We start from the raw sequence: 21,986 nt of genomic DNA on the forward strand, positions 1-21,986 counted from the left end.
GTACGTGGAGAACTTGTAGCCCTTGGTGTAGTCGAACTTCTCGACGGCGCGGATCAGGCCGAGGTTGCCCTCCTGGATCAGGTCCAGGAACGCCATGCCGCGTCCGGTGTACCGCTTGGCGATGCTCACCACGAGCCGCAGGTTGGCCTCGAGCAGGTGGTTCTTGGCGGACTTGCCCTCTGCGGCGATCACCCGCAGCAGGGGCGCCAGGTCGGCGTCGGCGGTCGGCAGCTTCTCCTCGGCGAACAGGCCGGCCTCGATGCGCTTGGAGAGTGTCACCTCCTCGACCGCGGTGAGCAGCCGGGTCCGGCCGATGCCGTTCAGGTACGCACGGACCAGGTCGGCCGAGACGCCACGCTCGTCGGTGGCGTCCAGGTCGGCCATGGGCTCGACTTCGTCGGTCATGCTGTCCTCAACCACCGTCATGGACTCCGACGCCTTCATCTCCAGGACCACTTGAGTCCCCTCCCCGCGAGTAACGTCTCGTGCGTACCGTCACTTCCGTGCCGGTGAAGCAAGCTTCGTCGCAGGGGCGTTAAGCGGAGGTGAGGCCGGCGTCCAGGTGGCATGAATCAGGGAGAACCCTGACGACGCAAACGGCGACATCCCGGGCGTTCGCCCCATACAGGCGCTTGCCGTACGCCGATAATGTGCTTGGCCGAGGAGGGATCGTCGTGGTCTTCAAGCGGATGTTGCAGGCTCTGGGTGTCGGTGGGCCGTCCGTCGACACGGTGTTGTCGAACCCGAACACACACCCGGGCGGATTTCTGGAGGGTCAGGTCCACGTGGTCGGTGGCGAGCACGCCGTCGACATCGAATACCTGGCGATCGGCCTGATGACCCGGGTCGAGGTGGAGAGCGGCGACAGTGAATACCAGACGAACCAGGAGTTCCACCGGCAACGGTTGACCGGTTCGTTCCGTCTCGAGGCGGGCGCCCGGCACGACGTGCCGTTCCGGTTCGAGGTGCCCTGGCAGACCCCGATCACCGAGGTGTACGGGCAGCACCTGCACGGCATGACGATGGGCATGTCCACCGAACTCGAGGTGGCCCGCGCGGTGGACAAATCCGACCTGGACGCGGTGGTGGTGCACCCGTTGCCGTCCCAGGAGCGCATCCTCGAGGCCCTGCTGCGTCTCGGGTTCCGCTTCCACAGGGCGGATGTCGAGAAGGGCCGGGTCTACGGCGTGGAGCAGCAGCTCCCGTTCTACCAGGAGATCGAGTTCTACCCGCCCGCGCAGTACGCGAGCGGCATCAACCAGCTTGAGCTGACCTTCCTGCCCACCGCGCACAAACTGCAGGTGGTGCTGGAGCTGGACAAGCGCGGCGGGCTGTTCACCGAGGGGCACGACGCGTTCGGCAGCTTCGACGTCGACTACGCCACCGCCGACCAGGTCGACTGGACGAGCCGGCTGGACCAGTGGCTGCGTCAGGCGGCGCAGCGGCGCGGCCTGTTCTTCTAGGGATCCGGTCTTCTAGAGCTCCAGCAGGACCGTGCGCGGTCCGACATTCACGCTCTCGACCAGCATGTGCGTCCGGAAGCGGCCGGTCTCCACGGTCGCTCCCCGGGCGCGCAGCGCCTCCACATATGCCGTGACCAGCGGCTCGGCCACCTCGGCGGGCGCCGCCGCGTTCCAGGTGGGCCGCCGTCCCTTGCGCGCGTCGCCGTAGAGGGTGAACTGGCTGACCACCAGCAGCGGCGCATCGTCGTCCGCGGCGGACCGGTCGCCGTCGAGGATCCGCAGCTCCCACGTCTTGCGAGCCAGGTCGGCGGCCTTCGCCGCGGTGTCGTCGTGGGTGATCCCGACGAGCACCAGCAGCCCGTCCTTGATCTCTCCGACGGTGTCGTCGTCGACGCGTACGCTCGCCCGGCTGACCGTCTGAACCAGTGCGCGCATCGTTCTCCCGCCGTCCTCACGCCGTGGTCGTCACGGCGCGTCCGACCGTATCCGAGGGCGGCCGGTGCTCGTACCCGAGGGCTGCCCTGTCTTTCTCCGAGGTCCGGCAGCGCGGGCCGGCGATGGATCCCGACCCGGCGAAATCAATCGGAATAGCCGAATACCTCCTCGTGGGAGTGCTGGTCGATGCCACGATTTGGCTGGTCGGATGGGGCACGTCGACCACTTTCTCCGGCGATGACCGGACGGCGTGCCCCCGATCGCGGCGACCTGATCCCTCTCGCGCCGGATCGACCGGACTCTGATGGGAGACCACCCATGCCCCTCACCAGCACCTCCACCGGGCGTGCAGCCGACTCCCGTTCGGCCCGCCCCGCCGCGTCGTCCCGTCCGGTGCGTACGGGAGGCGGAACGCCCCGGGCCGGCGACACCGACGCGACCCGCCGCCAGGCCCGGTCGGTGGCCAAGCAGCAGCAGGCAGCCGAACGGATCGCCACCGCCACCGCCGAGATCTCCGCGCAGAACGCCCAGGCGTCGGAGGCCTCCCGTCAGCTCTCCGAGTCGATGCAGCAGATCGCGGCCGGCGCCGAGGAGTCGTCGGGCGCGACGCAGCAGAGCCTGGCCGCGATGAACCAGATCGAGGAGCGGGTCAACCGGCAGCAGCAGACCACCCGTCAGGTGGCCGAGGTCTGCCAGGTCCTGCAGAACTCGCTCAACGAGGCCCGGATCGGGATCAACAACCTGCTCACCAACGTCGACAGTGCGTCGGCCCGGCAGAGCGCCTCGGTGTCCACCATCTCCGAACTGGAGAAGCAGGCCGACGAGATCGGCGAGATCGTCAAGACGGTCGCGCACATCGCCGACCAGACCAACCTGCTCGCCCTGAACGCCGCGATCGAGGCGGCCCGGGCCCGTCAGCACGGCAAGGGTTTCGCGGTGGTGGCCGACGAGGTCCGCACGCTCGCCGAGACCAGTGAGCGCAGCGCCCGGCAGATCCGCGACCTGATCGACGAGGTGCGCAACAGCGTCACCGACATCGCCGGGGCGGTGCAGGCGTCCGCGGAGGCGGCCCGCAGCGAGGCGGAGAAGGGCAAGACCATCAACTCGCAGTTGGAGATGATGCGCGCCGACATGGGCTCGATCATGGCCGGGGCGACGGAGATGGCCGAGACCGCGGAGCAGGCCCAGCGGTCGGCGAGCAACGCCAAGCAGTACTCCGAGGAGATCGCCGCGGCGGCCGAGCAACAGTCCGCGGCCTGCGAGGAATCACTGCAGACGGTGGCCCAGCAGACGCAGGCGCTGAACCAGAGCGAGCAGGCCGCCGAGTCGCTGGCCGAGGTCGCCGAGTCGCTGCGCAACAGCACCGACATCGCCAAGAGCGCGGAGGACGTGGCCTCGGCCGCCGAGGAGCTCTCCGCCGCGGTGGAGGAGATCAACCGAGCGGCCGGCCAGATCAACGTCGCGATCAACGAGATCAACGCCGGGTCCCGTACCGCTGCGCAGAAATGCCGGCAGACCACTGACGCGGTGACCCAGATCGAGCAGGGCGCCCAGCTCTCGGCGAAGCGCGGCGAGGCGGCGGTGGATCGTTCCGACGCGATCCTGGAACTGCTCGTCACGAACCGGGAACAGGTCGGCTCGATGATCGAGGCGATCGGCACCGCGGCCCGGGAGGGCACCGAGAACGTCCGCAAGGTCACCGAGCTGGAGCAGATCTCCCGCCGGATCGACAAGATCGTCGACGCCATCGCGAACGTCTCGATCCAGACCAACATGCTGGCGGTGAACGGCTCCGTCGAGTCGGCCCGGGCCGGCGAGTTCGGCAAGGGCTTCGCGGTCGTCTCCACCGACATCCGCAACCTGGCCCGGGACTCGGCGGACAACGCGGACCGGATCAAGGACCTGGTCAAGTCGGTGCAGGACCGGATCGGCGAGGTTCGCAGCGATCTGGAGGAGACCAGCCGGCTCTCGCTGGCCGAGGCCGAGTCGGCGAAGACCACCACCGCCCGCCTGGAGGAGATCGAACGCGACATGCAACAGGTGCGCGGCGGCAACCAGGAGGTCCGGGAAGGGGCCAAGCAGATCGCCGGCTCACTTGCCGAGATCCGCAGCGGCCTGGATCAGATCTCCTCGTCGGCGAACGAGGCGGAGCAGCTGGCGGCCCAGTCCGCGACGGCGGCCCGGGAACAGGCGCAGGGCGCCGAAGAGCTCGCGGCCGCGGTCGAGGAGATCGCCGCGCTCGCCGACGAGCTGCAGAACAACGCGGCCTGACCGGACGGGGAGGGTACGACGCATGGACACCGACGAGGACCTCGCCGCCGCAGGGCCCGAGGAGAACGACAGCGCCGACTACGTCACGTTCACCATGGCGGGGGAGCGGTACGCCTTCCCGATGCGCCGGGTCCAGGAGATCATCCGGATGCCCTCGGTGGTCAAGGTGCCGCTCGGCCCACCGTCGCTGGAGGGCCTGGCCAACCTGCGTGGCCGGGTGCTGCCCGTGGTCAACCTGCGGACCTGCTGCGGGATGCCGCAGGCCGAGCACGACGAGCAGACGAGGGTGATCGTGGTCGACGGCGGTGTGCCGCTCGGCTTCGTGGTCGACCTGGTGGCGAGCGTGGTCAGCATCGATCCGCAGAGCATGGAGGCGGCCGAGTCGGTGCAGGCCACGGTCCGCTCCGACGTCCTGGTCGGGGTGATCAAGGACGACGACGGGGCGATGACCACGGTGCTCGACGTGGACCGGCTGATCGGCAGCCAGTTCTCCCGGCTCACCGACAAGCGGTTCGGTCGCGACGGTTCGGCCACCGCCCGGATGCCCGCCGAGGTCGAGGACGACCTGGACGGGGAGTCGGACGACACCCTGGAACTGGTCAGCTTCGCGGTCGAGGGCCAGGAGTACGCCCTGCCGATCGACCAGGTGCAGGAGATCGTCCAGGCGCCCGAGTCGGTCAGCCACATCCCGAACGCCGGCAACCGGGTCCTCGGCGTGATCGACCTGCGCGGCCGGCTGCTGCCGGTGGTGAGCATGCGCCGGGTCTTCGGGCTGCCGGTGACCCCGCTGGAACCGCAGAACCGGATCGTCGTGTGTTCCATCGACGGTGGTGTGGTCGGCGTCGTGATGGACACCGTCCGGGAGGTGCTGCGGGTCCCGCACCAGCTGGTCGCCCCGCTGCCGCCGGTGGTCGCGGGTGAGGGGCGCAAGACCGAGGTGGAGTCGGTGTGCCGTCTCGAGGACGGCAGACGACTGGTCTCGGTGCTGAACGTGAACCGGATGTTCGATTCGCCCGAGGTCCGCGACGAGATCGCCGAATACCAGGAGGACCAGCCGGAGATGATCGAGGAACGGGGCCGGGACGCCGACGACGGGCGTGGCGACGAGGAGCTGTTCGTGGTGTTCCGCCTCGACGACGAGGAGTACGCCGTCGACGTCGACACCGTCCAGGAGATCATCCGGGTGCCCGAGGCGCTGATCCGCGTGCCGAAGTCGTACGACTTCGTGGAAGGCCTGGTGAATCTGCGCGGGACCGTGCTGCCGGTGGTCGACCTGCGGACCCGGCTGGGACTCGGCCGGACCGAGCGCGACGAACGCCAGCGGATCGTGGTGCTGATCATCGGTGGGGTCCGGACCGGCTTCATCGTCGACTCGGTCGCCGAGGTGGCCCGGGTCGGGCGCAACGTCCTCGAACCGGCTCCGGAACTCTCCGCGGAACAGGCCCGGGTGGTGTCCCGGGTGGCCAACCTGCCGGACCAGCAGCGCATGCTCCTGCTCGTACAGGTGGATCAGCTCCTGGCGGCGAACCAGGCGGCCGATGCCGCCGAACTGTGCGAAACCGTGTGCGAGACCGCCGCCGACGAGGCGCTGGTCGGCGTCTGATCGGAGGCTCCGGTGGCAGCCACCTCTGTCCTGATCGTCGACGACTCGGCCCTCATGCGCCGGGCGCTCAAGGGGATCCTCGCCGACGGCGGCTTCGACGTGCACACCGCTCGCAACGGTGTCGACGCGTTGGAGCAACTCGGCCGGATCCAGCCGGACGTGGTGACCCTCGACGTCAACATGCCGGAGATGGACGGCCTGACCTGCCTGGCCCAGATCATGGACCAGCAGCCCACGCCGGTCGTGATGGTCTCCTCGCTGACCGACCACAACGCGCTCGTCACGCTGGAGGCGCTGGAACTGGGCGCGGTCGACTACGTCCCCAAACCGGGCGGAACCGTCTCGCTCAACATCGACGACGTCGCCGTCGAACTGGTGAGCAAGGTCCGGGAGGCCGCCTCGGCCCGCCTCAAGCGGGCCGGGGGGCTGTCCGACCGGGTCCGGCAGCAGACCCGCAGGAGCGCCGCGGCCCCACCACGCCGGGAGGTCAGCGCGGTCGGCGCGGTCGACCTGGTCCTGATCGGCTCGTCCACCGGCGGCCCGGCGCTGCTCTCCGACCTGCTGCCGCAGCTGCCGGCCGGCCTCGGCGCCCCGGTGGTGCTGGCCCAGCACATCCCGGCGTCGTTCACCGCGGCCCTGGCCCGGCGCCTCGACGAGGTCTGCGCGTTGCGGGTGCACGAGGTGGACCGCGTGATGAACGTGCAGCGCGGCAACATCTACATCGGCCGGGGCGGGGCGGACGTCGTGGTGGCCCGCCGCACCGACGGCCTGATCGTGAAGAGCGTGCCGTCCGGGGCCGAGTACCGCTGGCATCCGAGCGTGGACCGGATGGTGGCCTCGGCACGCCGCTACCTCGACCCGCAGCGGTTGGTCTGCGTCCTGCTGACCGGCATGGGCGACGACGGTGCCGCCGAGATGTGCCTGGTCAAGGAGGGTGGTGGCCGGACCATCGCCGAGGCGGAGGAGACCGCCGTTGTCTGGGGCATGCCCGGTGAACTGTCCCGAAGGGGCGGGGCCAGCGTGGTGCTGCCCTCGTACGAGATCGCCCACCGGCTCGCCGACTGGGTTCGCTGAGTTCGTCGAGGAAGGGTGATCACGATGGGACTCGTCCGGAAGCAGGCACCGCAGGCGCCCGAGGAGGTGTCGCCGGAACAACCGGCGGCCGAGGCGCTGATGCGCCAGCTGGACGACCCGGATCCGGAGGTACGCCGGGAGGCCGCCCTGGCGCTGGACGGGGTGACCGAGGCGGTGCACGCCCTGTTGATCCGGGCCACGGTGGAGACCGAGCCCCGGGTCCGGGACGCCGTGCTCACCACCCTCGCGGTGCACGACACCGAGGAGGTGGCCGGGGCGCTCGCCGTACACCTGGCCAGCGACGACCCCGGTCTGCGGACCGCCGTGGCGGAGGCGCTGGCCACCATGCCGAGGTCGACGCCGTCCCTGATCCCGGACCTGCTCGCCGCCCCCGACCACGACATCCGGGTGATGACCGCGATGGTCCTGGCCGACCTGCCGCACCCCGAGGCGAAGACCTGGCTGGTCCGGATGATCGCCGAGGACAGCCATCCGAACGTGGTGACCGCCGCGATCGACGCGCTGCTCCCGGTGGCCACCTCCGAGCACGCCGACGTGCTGGAGGAGGCGGTGCACCGCTTCCCCGGCGACCCGTTCCTGCGCTTCACGGTTCAGACGGCGGTCTCCCGCCTGGTCGGTACCGCGTGATGGCCACCGCCACGGCCGGCCTGTCCGACCCGGACTTCGCGCGGTTCTGCGAGTACTTCTACAAGCGCACCGGCATCCATTTCACGTCGGCCAAGCGCTACTTCGTCGACAAGCGGATCGAGACGTGCATCCGCGAGTCGGAGTACGACACGTTCGCCAGCTGGTTCTCGGCGCTGCGGATGAACGACCGGTCCTCGATGCTGCAGGGCCTGATCAACCAGCTCACCGTCAACGAGACGTACTTCCTGCGCGAGGACTACCAGTTCGACGCGATGCTCAGCACGGTGCTGCCGGGCGTCCTGGCCGACCGCGGCGGGGTGAACCGGATCGTCGGACCGGTCAAGATCCTCTCGCTGCCCTGCTCGACCGGGGAGGAGCCGTACTCGATCGCGTTGCGGCTCCTGGAGGAGTGGGACCAGATCGACCACGTGGACGTCGAGATCCACGGCGCGGACATCGACAGCGAGGTGCTCGCCAAGGCGGCCCAGGCCAGCTACGGCGAACGGTCCCTGCAACGGGTGCCCAAGTCCTGGCTGAACAAGCACTTCGTCGCCGCCGGCGCCGGGCGGTACCAGGTCGAGGACGGCATCCGCAGCGCCGTCACGCTGCACCGGGTGAACATCTGCGACACCCTCTCGATGCGGGCGTTCCGCGACTTCGACGTCATCTTCTGCCGCAACGTCCTGATCTATTTCGACGAGCTGTCCAGCCGGCGGGCGGCCGAGAACCTGTACGGCGCGCTGCGTCCCGGCGGATACCTCTTCCTCGGTCATTCCGAGTCGATGAGCCGGATCTCGCCGATCTTCACGCCGGCCCGCCTGCCGGAGGGCATCGTCTACCAGCGACCGACCGGAGCGAAGTGATGACCTCGGATACCGCGACCAGACCCAGGGTCCTCGTCGTCGACGACGCCGCCACGGTACGGATGTACCACACCAGCCTGCTCGCCGAGGGCGGCTTCCAGGTGGACGAGGCGGCGAACGGGCTGGAGGCCGTCGAAGCGGCGATGACCACCGCGTACGACCTGTTCGTCGTGGACGTGAACATGCCCAAGATGAACGGGTACGCCTGCGTCGAGGCGCTGCGGTCGGCGACCGTCGGCACCCCGGCGCCGGTGGTGATGATCAGCACCGAGGACCGGCCGGGTGACGCGGACCTGGCGTACCGGGCCGGGGCGAACCTCTACCTGGTCAAACCGGTGGCGGGCGACCGGCTGGTCCGGATCGCCGGGATGCTCACCGCACAGAGGGGCGTCCCGGCATGAACCCGCTGCTCTCCCAGTTCCTCGCCGAGGCCAACGACCTGCTCGCCCAGGTCGACGAGGGCCTGCTCCAGCTGGAGCAGCGGCCCGGCGACGCGGAACTGGTCAACGAGGTCTTCCGGGGCGCGCACACCTTCAAGGGCTCGTCCGGCCTGTTCGACTTCCCGGAACTGACCCGCCTGACCCACGCCGCCGAAGACCTTCTCGATGCGGTACGCGCCGGCAAACTGGCCCTGGACTCCGGCATGGTGGACGACCTGCTGGCCGCGTTCGACCTGATCCGCGGCTGGCTGGCGCACGTCACCGCCCACGAACGCCTACCCGTCGGCGCGGGCACCGACGCCGCCCTGCTGATCACCAAGCTGCGCGCCCCGATCGGCGGCGAACCGGTCAGCGTCGCCGCCCACGCCGCCGCGGTCCCGCCGCGGGTGGTCGACGCCGCCCCCGAATGGCTCGCCTGGTTCGACGCCGACTGGCTGAGCACGACCGCGGCGTGGCTGGAGACCACCTCGTCGACCATGCGTTTCCTCTGGTACACCCCGGACACGGACTGCTTCTTCCGTGCCGAGGACCCGCTGCACCTGGTCCGGCAGGTGCCGGCCCTGGAACACCTCGGCGCGGTCCGCCCCCAGCAGTGGCCGCCGGTCGACGACTACGACGAGTACGCCTGCCTGATCTCGTTCGTGTTCGCCACCCGGGCCGCGGTCGGCGAACTGGAGTACCTCTTCCGGTACGTCCAGGACCAGGTCCAGGTCGTCGAACTGGACGCCGACGCGATCACCCGGCACCTGCGCGGCGAACCGCCGTTGAAAGCCGAGGAACCGGTGCACGTGGCGGTCACCGAGGTGGCCGACAGCGAGATCGCCGCCGACGCCCGGGCCGTGCTCAGCGCCGCCCAGCGCTCGCTCGAACTGCGCCCCGACGACGAGGCGGTCCACCTGCGCTCGGTCTGCCACGCGGTCTCCGCCGCGGCGTACGCGCTGGGTGTCCCGACCGTCCTGACGGACGCCGCCCGCCCGGCGATCCTGGCTGCCATCGAACGACTGCTCGCCGAGGCGGCCCCCGCACCGGTGATGCCGCTGACCCCGTCGGGTGCCCCGGCCACCACCGCGGCGCCGGCGGAGGCCCCGGTCGCCCGGGCCGACGACCCGAGCGGCCAGGTCGGCACCAAGGTCCTGAAGGTGGACCAGGAGAAGGTCGACCGGCTGATGGAGCTGGTCGGCGAACTCAACGTGGCGAAGAACGGCCTGACCTTCCTCGCCGACGCGGCCGAGGAGGAGTTCGGCAGCCGGGTGCTCAGCCGGCGGATCAAGGACCAGTACTCCGGCATGCACCGGATCGCCGAGGAACTCCAGGCCGCGGTGATGGACGTCCGGATGCTCCCGCTGTCGGTGGCCTTCAACCGGTTCCCGCGCCTGGTCCGCGACCTCAGCCGGCGCCTCGGCAAGACCATCGAACTGGTCACCGAGGGCGAGGACACGATGGCGGACAAGGACGTCATCGAGGCGCTCGGCGACCCGCTGGTACACCTGGTCCGCAACAGCCTCGACCACGGCATCGAAACCCCCGACCAGCGGCTGGCGGCCGGCAAACCGGGCTCCGCGAAGCTGACCCTGGCCGCGGTGGCGGACGGCGACGCGGTCATCGTCGAAGTGTCCGACGACGGGTGCGGCATCGACCCGGAACGGGTCAAACGCAAGGCGTACGAGAAAGGGCTCATCAGCGAGGAAGAGCTGGAGACGATGTCCGACGTCGAAGCCGTCGACCTGGTCTTCCGGGCCGGCTTCTCCACCGCCGACCAGGTGTCCGACCTCTCCGGCCGGGGCGTCGGCATGGACGCGGTCCGCGCCAGCGTCGAGAAGCTCGGCGGGACCGTGACCATGCGGTCGCGACTCGGCCACGGCACCACCACCCGGCTGCGCCTGCCGCTGTCCATGGCCGTCACCCAGGTGATGGTGGTCAGCGTCGCGGGTCAGAGGTTCGGGATTCCGGTCGATCTGGTGGTCGAGACGGTACGCGTCCCGGCCGCCGAGATGGGCCGGGTACTGCACCAGGAGGTGGTCGTGATGCGCGGCGAGGTGATCCCCGTGATCGACCTGGCCCGTGCCCTCGACATGCCCTGGTCCCCGGAGGACCCCACCGACCGCCGGATCCTCGTGGTCAGCGTCAACGGCCAGCGGGTCGGGCTGCTCGTCGAACAGTTCCACCGCGAGGTCGACGTGATCCTCAAACCGATGGAAGGACTGCTGGCGTACGCGGACGAGTTCTCCGGAACGGCTCTGCTCGGCGACGGCCTGGTCCTGCTCGTACTCAACATGAAGGAGGTGCTCGGCCTTGCCGCTCGAGTTGCATGACGACAGCGCCACACTCGCCGGCGTCGTGTCGGTCGACGAGGTCGAGCAGTTGGTCGGTTGGCTGCGGGCCGCTCGCCGGCCCCGGGTGAGCCTGCGCAGGTGCAGTCACCTGCACACCGGCGCGCTTCAGGCCCTCATGCTCTTCCGGCCGAAGATCTCGTCAGCACCGACCGACGCCTTCCTGGCATCGCAGGTGCTTCCGCTGCTCACCGGGGGCAGCGGCCAGGCCAGCCGACAAGGAAGTGATCCGCCATGACCACCGTCATGCTCGTCGACGACTCCGCCACCATGCTCATGAGCCTCAAATCCATCCTCACCAAGGCCGGGTACCAGGTCGAGACCGCGGGCCACGGCAAAGAGGCGCTGGAGAAGCTCAGCAAAGGGGTCAAACCCAACCTGATCATCAGTGATGTGAACATGCCCCAGATGGACGGGATCACCTTCGCCCGCGAGGCGCGCAAGGCCCCCGGCATGCGGTTCACTCCGATCCTCATGCTCACCACAGAGTCGGAACAGACCAAACGCACCGAGGCGAAGAACGCCGGCGCCACCGGCTGGCTGGTCAAACCGGTCGGACCGGAGCAGTTGCTCGGCGTCATCAAGCAGGTGCTGCCGGGGGCCTGACCGCTCATGAGTTACGGAGGTATCGCATGCCCAGCCTTCTCCGCCGAGCCGCAACGGCTCCGACCGGGGAGACGAAGCAGGTGAGCGGGGACGTCGTGGCCGACGCACTGGCGCCGATCCCGCCGTACTGCGACGTGATCGACGCCCACGTGCGCGACGTCATCGAGCAGACCGGCGACGCCGCCCAGGCGATCGTCGAACAGCTCCTCAAAGTCGACCAGCTCGCGGAGGTGATGGCCGGCGACGTCTCCCAGCTCGCCGGCACGCTCACCCGCACCGAACACGAACTGACCCGGGTCAGCTCCTCCAACGAGGAACTCCTCGGCAAGCTGATCTCCTACTTCCTGTACCGCGACCACCAGATCCGCGCGCTCGTCGACCAGATGCGCGAACTCAACCAGCACGTCGCCCAGATCGAGGAGGTCAGCCGGGCCACCAACATCCTCGCCCTGAACGCGATGATCGAAGCCGTCCGCGCCGGAGACGCCGGCGAGGGCTTCTCGGTCGTCGCCGACGAGGTGCGCAAACTCGCCCACCGCTCGGCGGAGGCCGCCCAGGGCATCGGCAGCAGCATCGCCGACCTGACCGCCAAACTGGACGCGGTCCTCTCCGACGACAGCCAGTTCGACCGGGCCGAGGACGTACCCGAGATGAACCAGGACACCGCGATGACCCGGCGCCTGGGCGGCATCGCCGACGCGCAGCGGGAGATGTCGGAGATGGTCGGCGGGGTCCTCAAGGACACCGTGAGCGCCGCGGACCAGGTGCAGCGAAGCTCGAACGCGCTCAGCGTGGAGACCACCGGCGCGGTCGGGCACATCCAGTTCCAGGACATCAGCCGCCAGATGCTGGAACACGTCGGCCACGCGGTCGCCGACGTGCGCCGCCAGGCCGAGAGCACCAGCGCGTACGCCCACGGCGACCTCACCGAGGAGGCACTGCGCCAGAATTCCATCAACGTGGAGGACCTGCGGACCCAGCACGTCATGTCCCGTCAGCGGGCCACCCACGCCGCGCAGACCGGCACGAAGGACGCCGCGGGCACCGAACCGCTCATCGAACTCTTCTGACCCACCGACAGCATCAGCGAGAGGCGCCACGATGGCTCGCCACGACGACATCGGCCACGACGTGCCGACCGAGCAGGACGCGGTGGAAGCCCTCGCCGACCTGATCGGCGCGGAGATGGCCGAAGGACTCTGGGGCCTCGCCGTCCAGGCGCTCGGCATGCAACGTCCGGTCAGTTCCCCCACCGACCTGCGCAGAGTCGCCGAACACGTGATGGAGGTGGGCGAGTTGAGCCGCGTCGCCGGCCGCTCCCTGAAGGTCCGCATCATCACGTACGAGGCCCTGGCCCGCACTCTCCAGACCTAGCGCCCGGTACGGCGTGACGTCATCGTGGCCGGACGAGAGGCTCGAGCATGGTGAGCAGCAGGCTCTCGTCGCCATGAAGAGCGGCTGCGGAGGCCCGGTCGTTCTCCGGGCCGTCGAGGTCGCTCCACGCGATCCGCCATCCCGCGTCCTTCGCCAGCTGGCCGAGAAATGCTCGCTGGGTGCGGCCGTTCCCCTCCCGGAAGGGATGAATGGCGTTGATCTCGCCGTAGAAGTGCGCCAGCCGTGCGATGAATGCGTTTCGGCTCAGCCCGGCGAGCCGGTTCTCGGCGGCGAGGCTCTCGAATACGCCGGCGGAGTAGGACCCGATGTGCTGCCACGAGCAGAACATGTCCTGTGCGGTCCGGAAGATGTTCACCGTGCGGAGCTGCCCGGCCCAGGAGTAGATCGACCCGAAGATCTGCCGGTGGAACTCCTGGAGATGGGCGAGATCGTAATGTCCGGCCGGCGGCGCGACGGATAACTGCAGGAGGGCTGCCATAGTCAGGTCGGCCTCCGCCCGGCTGAGGGCGTCAGCGGAGGTGATGCCGAGTTCGTTGGTGAGGACGCCGTTGACGAGGTAAGGGTCGTCGTGCGTCACGTGGTGCGGTGGTAAGCGAGCAGCATCGCCTCCATCTGGCCCGCGGTGATGCGGCCCTTCGCGAAGAGGCCGGCCAATTCGGTGGCGATCGAGGATGGTTCCAGGCCCTCGGCCCGGATCGACCCGGCGACGTCGTCGACCGCACGCTCACGCTCGCCGCGCAGCTCGTCGTAGACCCGGACGGGCATGAGGACACCGACAGCCTTGCGGTGGGCGCCCAGGAAGACGGATTCCGCGGACCCGCGGGTGAACCCGGCCAGTAGGTCGGACAGTCTCTGACGCGCCTCGGCGACGCCCAACACGTCTGTCATAGCTACATGGTACAAGAACATGTACATCTTTTCGGCACTGTCCGGAGCTCCCCGGTCGGAGCGTCCGCGGCCCTCCGGCCGGGGCAAGATGAGCGCATGACGTTCACGCTTCCCATTCCCGCCGAGGCCAACGCGCTGCTCGACCGGGACCCGCTCGCCGTGCTGATCGGCATCACGCTGGACCAGCAGGTGACCATGGAGAAGGCGTTCACCTCGCCCTGGGTGCTGGCCGAGCGGCTCGGGCACGCGCCCACCGCGACCGAGATCGCCGGGTTCGACCCGGAGGCGCTGCTGGCGATCTTCTCGACGCCGCCGGCGCTGCACCGGTTCCCCAAGGCGATGGCGTCCCGGGTTCAGGAGGTCTGCCGGGTGCTGGTCGACGAGTACGACGGGGATCCGGCGGCGCTCTGGACGACCGCGGCGACCGGCGCCGAGCTCTACCGGCGGATCCTGGCGCTGCCCGGGTTCGGCAAGCAGAAGGCGCAGATCTTCGTCGCCCTGCTCGGCAAGATCTGTGACGTGCGGCCGGACGGCTGGCGGGAGGCGGCCGGCGGTTACGGCGGCGAGGACGCCTACAAGTCTGTCGCGGACATCACCGACGACGAGTCGCTGGTCAAGGTGCGAGCCTACAAGAAGCAGGTCAAGGCGGAGGCGAAAGCGGCCAAGGAGGCGTAGGTCCCGGACCCGCTGGGCATGTCGGCCCGGGCGGTGGGAGGATGACGGGGTCGATCGGAGACCTCGCGTGAAACAGCATCCGGTGTTGATCACCGACGCGGCTCGCAGCCAGGACGATCAGCTTCGCGGCCGACAGATTCGTTACGTGACGATGATGGCGGCGCGGGCGCTCTGCCTCATCCTCGGTGCCGTCCTGGTCAGCCTGCAGGTGCCGTTGCTCCCGCTCTGGCTGGTGCTCTGCGGCGTGGGCATGGTCTGCCTGCCCTGGGCGGCGGTGCTGATCGCCAACGACCGTCCGCCCAAGACCAAGGCCGAGCGGGCCGCCGACCTGGCCGCCCGGGAGGACTACCGGCGGGCCCTCATCCTGGAGAACCAGGCTCAGGCCACGCCGGAGTTCGTCACCATCGACGCCGAGGTCGTCGAGGAACCCGAAGCGCGGAAGCACACCGCCTAGAGCTACGGGCGGGCGCCGATCCGTCCGACGGCCAGGGCGCCCAGTTCGGCGCCGGCGGTGAGGGCCGCTTCCGGTCCGCGACCGGACAACCATGCGGTGAGCAGGCCCGCCGCGAAGGCGTCACCCGCGCCGGTCGGATCCTTCATGGGTACGCGAGAAGCCGCCCCCGACCAGGTCGACCCGTCCCGTCCACACCACAGGGCGCCGCCCGCCCCCTGCTTGACCACCGCGTTACGCACGTGCGCCGTCAGCCGGCCGCCCTGCTCGTCCGCCGTGCCCGGCCCGGCCAGCACGTCCGCCTCGTCCGCGTTGCACAGCAGCACGTCTGTGTCGCGTACCCAGGAAAGGAAGGCCTGTGCACCGGCGTCCCGCAGCGGTCCCGCCGAGGCCGCGTCGACGCTGACCGTGAGGCCGTGCCGTGCGGCGGCTGCCAGGGCCGCCAGGCCGGCCGGACGTGACCCGTCGTGCAGCAGCGGATAGCCGGACAGGTGCACGTGGCTGCCCGCCGGAGCGCCGGCCAGCACCGAGGTCACGTGCTCCGGATCGAGCAGCAGCGAGGCTCCCCGGTCGGTGATCATCGTGCGTTCGGTGGCGCCGGTCAGCACGACCACGCTGCCGGTGGCCGCGCCGGTGCGCACCTGGACGGCGCAGCGGACACCGCCGGACTCCAGTTCGGCGATCCGCTGGCGCCCGGCCAGGTCGTCGCCGACCGCGGAGACCAGCGTCACGGCCTGGCCGCTGTGTGCCAGCCAGGCCGCGGTGTTCGCCGCCTGGCCGCCGCCGGTGACCCGGATCGCCGCCTCGGTGTCCGACCCGTAGCGCACCGGCCCGTCGTGTTCGACGAGCACGTCGGTGACCAGGTCACCGACCACGATGATCATGGCCGGGGCCCGGAGGTCACGCCGGGACGCCGAAGCCGACCGGGGCGGCCGCGCCGGTGCTCGCCGCCGCGGCGATCCGGGCCGCCAGCGCCGAGTTGCGCAGGATGATCCGGATGTTGACCTCGAGGCTCTTGCCCTCGGTGCTGGAGTGGAAGTGCGACAGCAGGAACGGGGTGACCGCCTTGCCGGTGACGTTCTGCTCGGCCAGCAGGCTCAGGCCCGAGGCCAGGGTCCGGTCGTGCAGGTCCACGTCGAGCTGCTCGTCGACCGGCAGCGGGTTGGCCAGGACCAGCGCACCCTCGGTGACGTTCTGCTCGGCGCGGGCCTTGATGAAGTCGGCGACCTGCTGCTCGGAGTCGAGTGCCCAGTCGATGTCGAAGCCGCCGTCGGTGATGAAGAAGCCGGGGAACCGCTTGGTCTGGAAACCGGCGACGGAGACGCCGAGGGTCTCCAGGCGTTCCAGGGTCGCGCCCACGTCGAGGATCGACTTCACGCCGGCGCAGACCACGACGATCGGGGTGCGTCCCAGCTCGGTGAGGTCGGCGGACTCGTCGAAGGTGACGTTCGCCTCCCGGTGCACGCCGCCGAGGCCGCCGGTGGCGAACACGCCGATGCCCGCGGACGCCGCGATGGCGCTGGTGGCGGCCACCGTGGTGGCGCCGTCGGCCCGCCGGGCGGACGCGATGGCCAGGTCCCGGACGGAGAGCTTGGCGACGTCCGGGGCGAGCGCCAGGTGTTCGATCTGGGCGTCGTCGAGGCCGACGACCACCTGACCGCCGATCATGCCGATGGTGGCGGGAACGGCCCCGTTGTCCCGGACGGTCTGCTCGATCTCCCGGGCGACCCGCAGGTTGTCCGGGTGCGGCAGCCCGTGCGAGATGATCGTGCTTTCCAGGGCCACCACCGGCCGGCCGTCCCGCTGGGCGCGGGCCACGTGCTCGCCGAATCGAATCGCAAAGTCAGTCACGATCAGTACCGTACGGTGCCGGGACGTCGCCTTGTCGTTGGACCGACCACGCGTGAGCTGTCAGACTTGTCGGCTGGAGCCTTGCTCCACCCGTTGCCTCGAAACCCGCCTCAAACCCCACGCTGAAGGGCAGATACCCGTGAGCACCCAGATCCTGGAGCGTCCCGAGACCAAGGACGCCGATACCGGTCCGGAGATGTTCCACTACGTCCGCAAAGAGAAGATCGCCGAGAGCGCGGTCATGGGCACGTTCGTCGTGGCTCTCTGCGGGGAGAAGTTCCCGGTGACCAAGACGCCGAAGCCCGGTTCCCCGGTCTGCCCGGCGTGCAAGGAGATCTACGAATCGATGATGGCCTGATCCGGTCGTGACGGGCGGATACGGACTGCTCGTCGCGGATCTGATCGGTGTGGCGGTGTTCGCCGCCTCCGGCGCCTCGGCCGCCGTCGCGAAGCGCCTCGACATCTTCGGGGTGGCGTTCGTCGGCTTCGCGGCCGCGCTCGGCGGTGGGATCCTTCGCGACCTCGTGATCGGCTCGGTGCCACCCCTCGCGTTCGCCGACTGGCGGTATGCGGTGACCGCCGTGCTGGCCTCGGTCGCGGTCTTCCGGCTTCATCCGAGACTCCATCGGGTACGCCGTACCGTCCTGCTGCTGGACGCCGCAGGCCTCGGCCTGTTCACCGTGACCGGCACGCTCAAGGCGCTCGACGCCGGCGTGCCGGCGGTCGGTGCCTGTCTTGTGGGCATGCTCACGGCGATCGGCGGTGGCCTGACCCGCGACCTGCTCACCGGCGAGATCCCGGTGGTCCTGCAACGTGAGATCTATGCGATGGCGGCTCTGTTCGGAGCCGCGCTGGTAACGGTTATGTACCGGCTCGACCTGCATGGCCTGTTCCCTCTGATCATGGCTGCGTCCCTGGTCACAGGCGTACGCCTGCTCGCGCTCTATCGGCGTTGGTCGCCTCCGGTGGCCGTGCCGTAACACGCGAACGGCGGTCGTCCGCCGCTATGCTGGAACCCGCCTCCGCGCCCTGACGCCGCGGAGGTTTTTCCGTGGAATGGATGAAGGGATCACCGCAGCTTGAGCCCGCCACTGCCGAACCTGGAGATCTTCCCGCCGCTGCGGGACTGGCAGCGCAAGGCGATGGTGACGTACCTTCGCCGCCGCTCCGAGGACTTCATGGCGGTGGCGACCCCGGGGGCCGGCAAGACCACCTTCGCCCTGCGGATCGCGGCCGAGATGCTGGTCGACGGCACCTGCGACGCGGTCACCGTGGTCTGCCCCACCGAGCACCTGAAGACCCAGTGGGCGCAGGCCGCGTCCCGGGTCGGCATCCAGCTCGACCCGAAGTTCCGCAACTCCGACGTGCACTCGTCGAACGACTTCCACGGCGCGGTACTGACGTACGCGCAGGTGGGCATGGCGCCGGCGGTGCACAAGCGGCGCACCCTGACGAAGCGCACGTTCGTGATCCTCGACGAGATCCACCACGCCGGTGACTCGCGCAGCTGGGGCGACGGGGTCAAGGACGCCTTCGAGCCGGCTGAACGCCGCCTGCTGCTGACCGGGACCCCGTTCCGGTCGGACGAGAACCCGATCCCCTTCGTCTACTACGAGCGGGGCCAGGACGGCGTCCAGCGGTCCAAGTCCGACTCGGTGTACGGGTACGGCGACGCTCTCCGCGACGGCGTCGTGCGGCCGGTGCTGTTCATGGCGTACTCGGGGGAGACCCGCTGGCGGACCAACGCCGGTGACGAGTTGGCCGCCCGGCTCGGCGACCCGATGACCAAGGATCTGGTCGCGCAGGCGTGGCGGACCGCCCTGGACTACCGCGGTGAGTGGATGCCGCAGGTGCTGCGGGCCGCCGACGCCCGACTCACCAAGATCCGTGAGCACGGGATGCCGGACGCCGGTGGTCTGATCATCGCCAGCGACCAGACGGCCGCCCGGGCGTACGCGAAGATGGTCCACGACCTGACCGGCAGCTCGGCGACCGTGGTCCTCTCCGACGACGACGGCTCCTCCGGCCGGATCGCCTCGTTCGCCGCCTCCGACGACCGTTGGATGGTCGCGGTGCGGATGGTGTCCGAGGGTGTCGACATCCCGCGCCTGGCCGTCGGGGTCTACGCGACGAGCGCGTCCACCCCGCTCTACTTCGCCCAGGCGATCGGCCGTTTCGTGCGTGCCCGCCGGACGGGGGAGACCGCCACGGTCTTCCTGCCCAGCGTGCCGCACCTGCTCGGGCTGGCCAGCGAGATGGAGGCCCAGCGCAATCACGTGCTCGGCGCCCCCAAGGAGAAGGACGGGCTCGACGACGACGCCCTGGAACGGGCGCAGAAGGCCGAGGACGCGCTCGGTGACCTGGACAAGAAGTTCGAGTCGCTGTCCGCCACGGCCGAGCTGGACCAGGTCATCTACGACGGCACGTCGTTCGGCATGGCGGCCCGGACCGGCACGCCGGAGGAGGCGGACTATCTGGGTCTGCCCGGTCTGTTGACCCCCGACCAGGTGACCTCGCTGCTCAACAAGCGGCAGGCCGACCAGATGGCCAATCAGAAGCGGATCCAGCAGGAGCAGGCGAGGAACGCTCCGGAGAAGGTCGTGGAGCAGGTCATCCCGATGAGTGCGGGGGAGCGGCGCAACACGCTGCGACGTCAGCTCAACACCCTGGTCGCGGCGCATCACCACCGCACCAACCTGCCGCACGGCAAGATCCACGCCGAGTTGCGCCGGCTCTGTGGCGGCCCGCCGAGCGCGCAGGCCACGATCGAGCAGCTCGAGGAACGGATCGCGACCATCCAGACCATGTGAACACCGGGTGTGGTGTTTTCGGGCGTCCTGGACGCCTCAAGTCGCCACGCTGTGATCGGGTGTGGTGTTTTCGGGCGCCCACGACGCCTCAAGTCGCCACGCTGTGATCGGGTGTGGTGATTTCGGGCGTCCTGGACGCCTCAAATCACCACGCTGTGAACGGGTGTGGTGATTTCGGGCGCCTACGACGCCTCAAGTCACCACGCTCTGGTCCGCCGTGTAAAGCCGACTTGACGTTAAGAGGACTTGACGTCAGGATGGGTGCATGGCGAGCACGATGATGGACCGTTTCGTTCGGTGGAACCTCGACTTCGACGGCGACCTCTACGGTGACGACGAGCGCGAACGCACCCGGTGGTATGAGGGCATAGCGACCGCGTCGCAGCTGCAGTCGATCCTGGTGCCGTGGGTCGCGGTCGCCCTGGTCTGGATCCTCGGCCGGCCCGCGGTCCTGCCGCTGGCTGTCGTGCTGGCGGCCCTGCTGGCGCCGATGGCGTTCACCTCGATCTACGTGTCGGCCCGTCGGGTCGAGGTGACGCCGCGGGCCTGGAGCGCCAAGCGCAAGCTGCTCGGCGTGCTGGCCGGTGCGCCCTACGCGGTGTTCATCATCAGCGCGTCGTACCGGATGGCCTGGCCGCAGGAGGACTCCTGGATCTCGATCATCATCGGGGCGGTGATCGGCGCGGCGATCGGCGCCGTGTTCCAGGCCTACGCCACCCGCAAGCGCAACCGGGCCGAGGCTGCCGTCTTCGCGGACGAGGACTGATGGCGCCGCCGGTGGGCCCGGTCCGTGCCCCGGAGCCGGGCGGCGCGGCGGGCGACCGGATCCGGGCGGCCCGCAAGACGGCCGGCCTGACCCAGCAGGGGCTGGCGGCGGCGGTCGAGGTGAGCCGTCAGACGATCATCTCGATGGAGACGGGGGACTACGCGCCCTCGGTCTACCTGGCGATCAAGGTCGCACGGGCGCTGGACACCCCGGTGGAGGCACTCTGGGGTCCGTGAGGTCCCCGTCGCTCCGAACGGTCCGCCAGAGCGGATCAGGACAGGCAGAAGGGGCGCCCCCTGGCTGGAGGCGCCCCTTCTTATGCGTCAGTCGGGGGACCGCTGCTTGGTTTGCTAGTTGGTGGAGTTCGACATCATGACCGCGCCGCGCCAGGTGAACTCCGGATCGGCCGCGTACTGTACCGCGATCTTCACCAGGTCCTCGGCGTACCGGTTGGCGTGGTGGCCGCAGAACACCAGTTCGCCGCCTCCAGCCAGGGTCAAACGGAGCTTCCCGGCTGCATTGCAGCGGTCGCACCGTTCATCGGCTGCTAGGCCCGCCAGGCTTCCCGCCGGCGGCGTGAGGGTCGGGGTCATCGCCTTCCTCCTCTGTTCGTCACCGATGAACATGTTCCTCGGCTACTGCTCACACATCGTGCAACACCCTGCACCGTTGCAGCCTTCCCAATGTGCCCCGGGGGGACCGGGGTCACACCGTTGGTTCTGGCTAGTGTGCCGTGATCCAAGGGTGCCACGTCAACGATCATTTCTGCACAACGGTCTGATCACCACCCGTTGATGTACGGGTGGTGACCATTCAGACACGGAATGTTGACTGAAAGTCCTAGTCGAGGTAGTCGCGCAGAACCTGCGACCGGGACGGGTGACGCAATTTCGACATCGTCTTGGACTCGATCTGCCGGATCCGTTCCCGGGTGACCCCGTAGACCTGGCCGATCTCGTCCAGAGTGCGCGGCTGCCCGTCGGTCAGACCGAACCGGAGCCGCACGACGCCCGCCTCACGCTCGGAGAGCGTCTGCAGGACCTGCTGGAGCTGGTCCTGCAGCAGCGAGAAGGAGACCGCGTCGACGGCGACGACCGCCTCGGAGTCCTCGATGAAGTCACCGAGCTGGCTGTCGCCCTCGTCACCGATGGTCTGGTCCAGGGAGATCGGCTCACGCGCGTACTGCTGGATCTCCAGCACCTTCTCCGGCGTGATGTCCATCTCCTTGGCGAGCTCCTCCGGGGTGGGCTCGCGGCCCAGGTCCTGGAGCAGCTCCCGCTGGATGCGGCCGAGCTTGTTGATGACCTCGACCATGTGCACCGGGATGCGGATGGTGCGGGCCTGGTCGGCCATGGCGCGGGTGATGGCCTGGCGGATCCACCAGGTGGCGTACGTGGAGAACTTGTAGCCCTTGGTG

The 21,986-nt window shown here is 69.4% G+C and carries 27 protein-coding genes; 19 read left to right on the forward strand and 8 right to left on the reverse strand.

The features are described 5' to 3' along the window. The coding region (locus WH85_RS42825; protein ID WP_169792572.1) for a sigma-70 family RNA polymerase sigma factor at positions 1 to 405 on the reverse strand (405 nt) is incomplete at its 3' end. Between the two features lie 269 nt (positions 406 to 674). Here WH85_RS42825 and WH85_RS42830 point away from each other — a divergent pair. Continuing rightward, positions 675 to 1,463 (forward strand): sporulation protein, encoded by a 789-nt coding sequence (locus WH85_RS42830; protein WP_045747930.1) that lies wholly within the window; start codon positions 675 to 677, stop codon positions 1,461 to 1,463. Positions 1,464 to 1,475: 12 nt separating this feature from the next. Here the strand turns inward: WH85_RS42830 and dtd are convergent, their stop codons facing one another. After that, positions 1,476 to 1,898 (reverse strand): D-aminoacyl-tRNA deacylase, encoded by a 423-nt coding sequence (dtd, locus tag WH85_RS42835; protein WP_045747931.1) that lies wholly within the window; start codon positions 1,896 to 1,898, stop codon positions 1,476 to 1,478. 318 nt (positions 1,899 to 2,216) lie between these two features. On the opposite strand from dtd, the gene WH85_RS42840 reads away from it, so the two are divergent. From WH85_RS42840 to WH85_RS42890, 11 genes are read left to right on the forward strand one after another with little or no spacing between them, the layout of a single operon-like run. Further along, the gene (locus WH85_RS42840; RefSeq protein WP_045747932.1) at positions 2,217 to 4,169 is read left to right on the forward strand and encodes a methyl-accepting chemotaxis protein; all 1,953 of its coding nucleotides are present in this window, start codon (positions 2,217 to 2,219) and stop codon (positions 4,167 to 4,169) included. 22 nt (positions 4,170 to 4,191) lie between these two features. Then, complete coding sequence (locus WH85_RS42845; protein ID WP_045747933.1) at positions 4,192 to 5,772, forward strand: chemotaxis protein CheW; 1,581 nt, start codon at positions 4,192 to 4,194, stop codon at positions 5,770 to 5,772. Positions 5,773 to 5,784: 12 nt separating this feature from the next. Then, positions 5,785 to 6,846: a chemotaxis-specific protein-glutamate methyltransferase CheB gene (cheB, locus tag WH85_RS42850; RefSeq protein WP_083449712.1), complete on the forward strand. Its 1,062-nt coding sequence runs from the start codon at positions 5,785 to 5,787 to the stop codon at positions 6,844 to 6,846. Positions 6,847 to 6,870: 24 nt separating this feature from the next. Then, positions 6,871 to 7,494 (forward strand): HEAT repeat domain-containing protein, encoded by a 624-nt coding sequence (locus tag WH85_RS42855; RefSeq protein WP_245674343.1) that lies wholly within the window; start codon positions 6,871 to 6,873, stop codon positions 7,492 to 7,494. Beyond that, positions 7,494 to 8,357 (forward strand): CheR family methyltransferase, encoded by an 864-nt coding sequence (locus WH85_RS42860; protein WP_045747935.1) that lies wholly within the window; start codon positions 7,494 to 7,496, stop codon positions 8,355 to 8,357. The genes WH85_RS42855 and WH85_RS42860 overlap by 1 nt, the downstream gene beginning before the upstream one ends. Next, positions 8,357 to 8,758: a response regulator gene (locus WH85_RS42865; RefSeq protein WP_045747936.1), complete on the forward strand. Its 402-nt coding sequence runs from the start codon at positions 8,357 to 8,359 to the stop codon at positions 8,756 to 8,758. Before WH85_RS42860 ends, WH85_RS42865 begins: the two co-directional genes overlap by 1 nt. Then, positions 8,755 to 11,109, forward strand: a complete 2,355-nt coding sequence (locus WH85_RS42870; RefSeq protein WP_045747937.1) for a chemotaxis protein CheA — start codon at positions 8,755 to 8,757, stop codon at positions 11,107 to 11,109. Before WH85_RS42865 ends, WH85_RS42870 begins: the two co-directional genes overlap by 4 nt. Beyond that, positions 11,090 to 11,365 (forward strand): hypothetical protein, encoded by a 276-nt coding sequence (locus WH85_RS42875; RefSeq protein ID WP_045747938.1) that lies wholly within the window; start codon positions 11,090 to 11,092, stop codon positions 11,363 to 11,365. The genes WH85_RS42870 and WH85_RS42875 overlap by 20 nt, the downstream gene beginning before the upstream one ends. Then, positions 11,362 to 11,733: a response regulator gene (locus tag WH85_RS42880; protein ID WP_045747939.1), complete on the forward strand. Its 372-nt coding sequence runs from the start codon at positions 11,362 to 11,364 to the stop codon at positions 11,731 to 11,733. Before WH85_RS42875 ends, WH85_RS42880 begins: the two co-directional genes overlap by 4 nt. 26 nt (positions 11,734 to 11,759) lie before the next feature. Then, on the forward strand, positions 11,760 to 12,803 hold the full coding sequence (locus tag WH85_RS42885) for a methyl-accepting chemotaxis protein (RefSeq protein ID WP_045747940.1): 1,044 nt from the start codon (positions 11,760 to 11,762) through the stop codon (positions 12,801 to 12,803). 31 nt (positions 12,804 to 12,834) lie between these two features. After that, a complete protein-coding gene (locus tag WH85_RS42890; protein WP_045747941.1) occupies positions 12,835 to 13,107 on the forward strand; it encodes a hypothetical protein in 273 nt (90 codons plus the stop codon). Positions 13,108 to 13,126: 19 nt separating this feature from the next. Here WH85_RS42890 and WH85_RS42895 read toward each other — a convergent pair whose 3' ends face one another. After that, a complete protein-coding gene (locus tag WH85_RS42895; RefSeq protein ID WP_045747942.1) occupies positions 13,127 to 13,705 on the reverse strand; it encodes a Fic/DOC family protein in 579 nt (192 codons plus the stop codon). Beyond that, positions 13,702 to 14,016: an antitoxin VbhA family protein gene (locus WH85_RS42900; RefSeq protein ID WP_045747943.1), complete on the reverse strand. Its 315-nt coding sequence runs from the start codon at positions 14,014 to 14,016 to the stop codon at positions 13,702 to 13,704. The genes WH85_RS42895 and WH85_RS42900 overlap by 4 nt, the downstream gene beginning before the upstream one ends. Before the next feature lie 96 nt (positions 14,017 to 14,112). Between WH85_RS42900 and WH85_RS42905 the strand changes: the two genes are divergently transcribed. Next, on the forward strand, positions 14,113 to 14,691 hold the full coding sequence (locus WH85_RS42905; RefSeq protein ID WP_045747944.1) for an HhH-GPD-type base excision DNA repair protein: 579 nt from the start codon (positions 14,113 to 14,115) through the stop codon (positions 14,689 to 14,691). Positions 14,692 to 14,758: 67 nt separating this feature from the next. Further along, positions 14,759 to 15,145 (forward strand): DUF3099 domain-containing protein, encoded by a 387-nt coding sequence (locus tag WH85_RS42910; protein ID WP_045747945.1) that lies wholly within the window; start codon positions 14,759 to 14,761, stop codon positions 15,143 to 15,145. Between the two features lie 2 nt (positions 15,146 to 15,147). Here the strand turns inward: WH85_RS42910 and WH85_RS42915 are convergent, their stop codons facing one another. Together WH85_RS42915 and WH85_RS42920 are read right to left on the reverse strand one after the other, a co-directional pair. After that, positions 15,148 to 16,026, reverse strand: coding sequence for a carbohydrate kinase family protein (locus WH85_RS42915; protein ID WP_045747946.1), 879 nt, complete (start codon positions 16,024 to 16,026; stop codon positions 15,148 to 15,150). Positions 16,027 to 16,042: 16 nt separating this feature from the next. Further along, the gene (locus tag WH85_RS42920; RefSeq protein ID WP_045747947.1) at positions 16,043 to 16,993 is read right to left on the reverse strand and encodes a pseudouridine-5'-phosphate glycosidase; all 951 of its coding nucleotides are present in this window, start codon (positions 16,991 to 16,993) and stop codon (positions 16,043 to 16,045) included. Positions 16,994 to 17,126: 133 nt separating this feature from the next. On the opposite strand from WH85_RS42920, the gene WH85_RS42925 reads away from it, so the two are divergent. The 5 genes from WH85_RS42925 to WH85_RS42945 all read left to right on the forward strand — a co-directional run bounded on the left by WH85_RS42925 (position 17,127) and on the right by WH85_RS42945 (position 20,805). Continuing rightward, the gene (locus tag WH85_RS42925; RefSeq protein WP_083449714.1) at positions 17,127 to 17,351 is read left to right on the forward strand and encodes a DUF3039 domain-containing protein; all 225 of its coding nucleotides are present in this window, start codon (positions 17,127 to 17,129) and stop codon (positions 17,349 to 17,351) included. 7 nt (positions 17,352 to 17,358) lie between these two features. Continuing rightward, positions 17,359 to 17,973: a trimeric intracellular cation channel family protein gene (locus WH85_RS42930; protein ID WP_045747949.1), complete on the forward strand. Its 615-nt coding sequence runs from the start codon at positions 17,359 to 17,361 to the stop codon at positions 17,971 to 17,973. A 162-nt stretch (positions 17,974 to 18,135) separates the two neighbouring features. Further along, positions 18,136 to 19,803 (forward strand): DEAD/DEAH box helicase family protein, encoded by a 1,668-nt coding sequence (locus WH85_RS42935; protein ID WP_425394695.1) that lies wholly within the window; start codon positions 18,136 to 18,138, stop codon positions 19,801 to 19,803. Between the two features lie 265 nt (positions 19,804 to 20,068). After that, positions 20,069 to 20,569, forward strand: coding sequence for a hypothetical protein (locus WH85_RS42940; protein ID WP_045747951.1), 501 nt, complete (start codon positions 20,069 to 20,071; stop codon positions 20,567 to 20,569). Next, positions 20,569 to 20,805 carry a helix-turn-helix transcriptional regulator gene (locus tag WH85_RS42945; RefSeq protein WP_045747952.1) on the forward strand — a complete coding sequence of 79 codons (237 nt, stop codon included), beginning with the start codon at positions 20,569 to 20,571 and terminating at the stop codon, positions 20,803 to 20,805. The genes WH85_RS42940 and WH85_RS42945 overlap by 1 nt, the downstream gene beginning before the upstream one ends. Before the next feature lie 114 nt (positions 20,806 to 20,919). On the opposite strand, the gene WH85_RS42950 is transcribed toward WH85_RS42945, so the two are convergent. Together WH85_RS42950 and WH85_RS42955 are read right to left on the reverse strand one after the other, a co-directional pair. After that, positions 20,920 to 21,162, reverse strand: coding sequence for a DUF7455 domain-containing protein (locus tag WH85_RS42950; RefSeq protein ID WP_045747956.1), 243 nt, complete (start codon positions 21,160 to 21,162; stop codon positions 20,920 to 20,922). Between the two features lie 247 nt (positions 21,163 to 21,409). Then, positions 21,410 to 21,986, reverse strand: a 577-nt coding sequence (locus tag WH85_RS42955) for an RNA polymerase sigma factor (protein ID WP_045747953.1), incomplete at its 5' end; no start/stop codon positions are given.

Origin of the sequence: Actinoplanes rectilineatus, from assembly GCF_000962825.1 — a bacterium.
In the GTDB taxonomy this organism is placed as follows: Bacteria; Actinomycetota; Actinomycetes; order Mycobacteriales; family Micromonosporaceae; genus Actinoplanes; species Actinoplanes rectilineatus.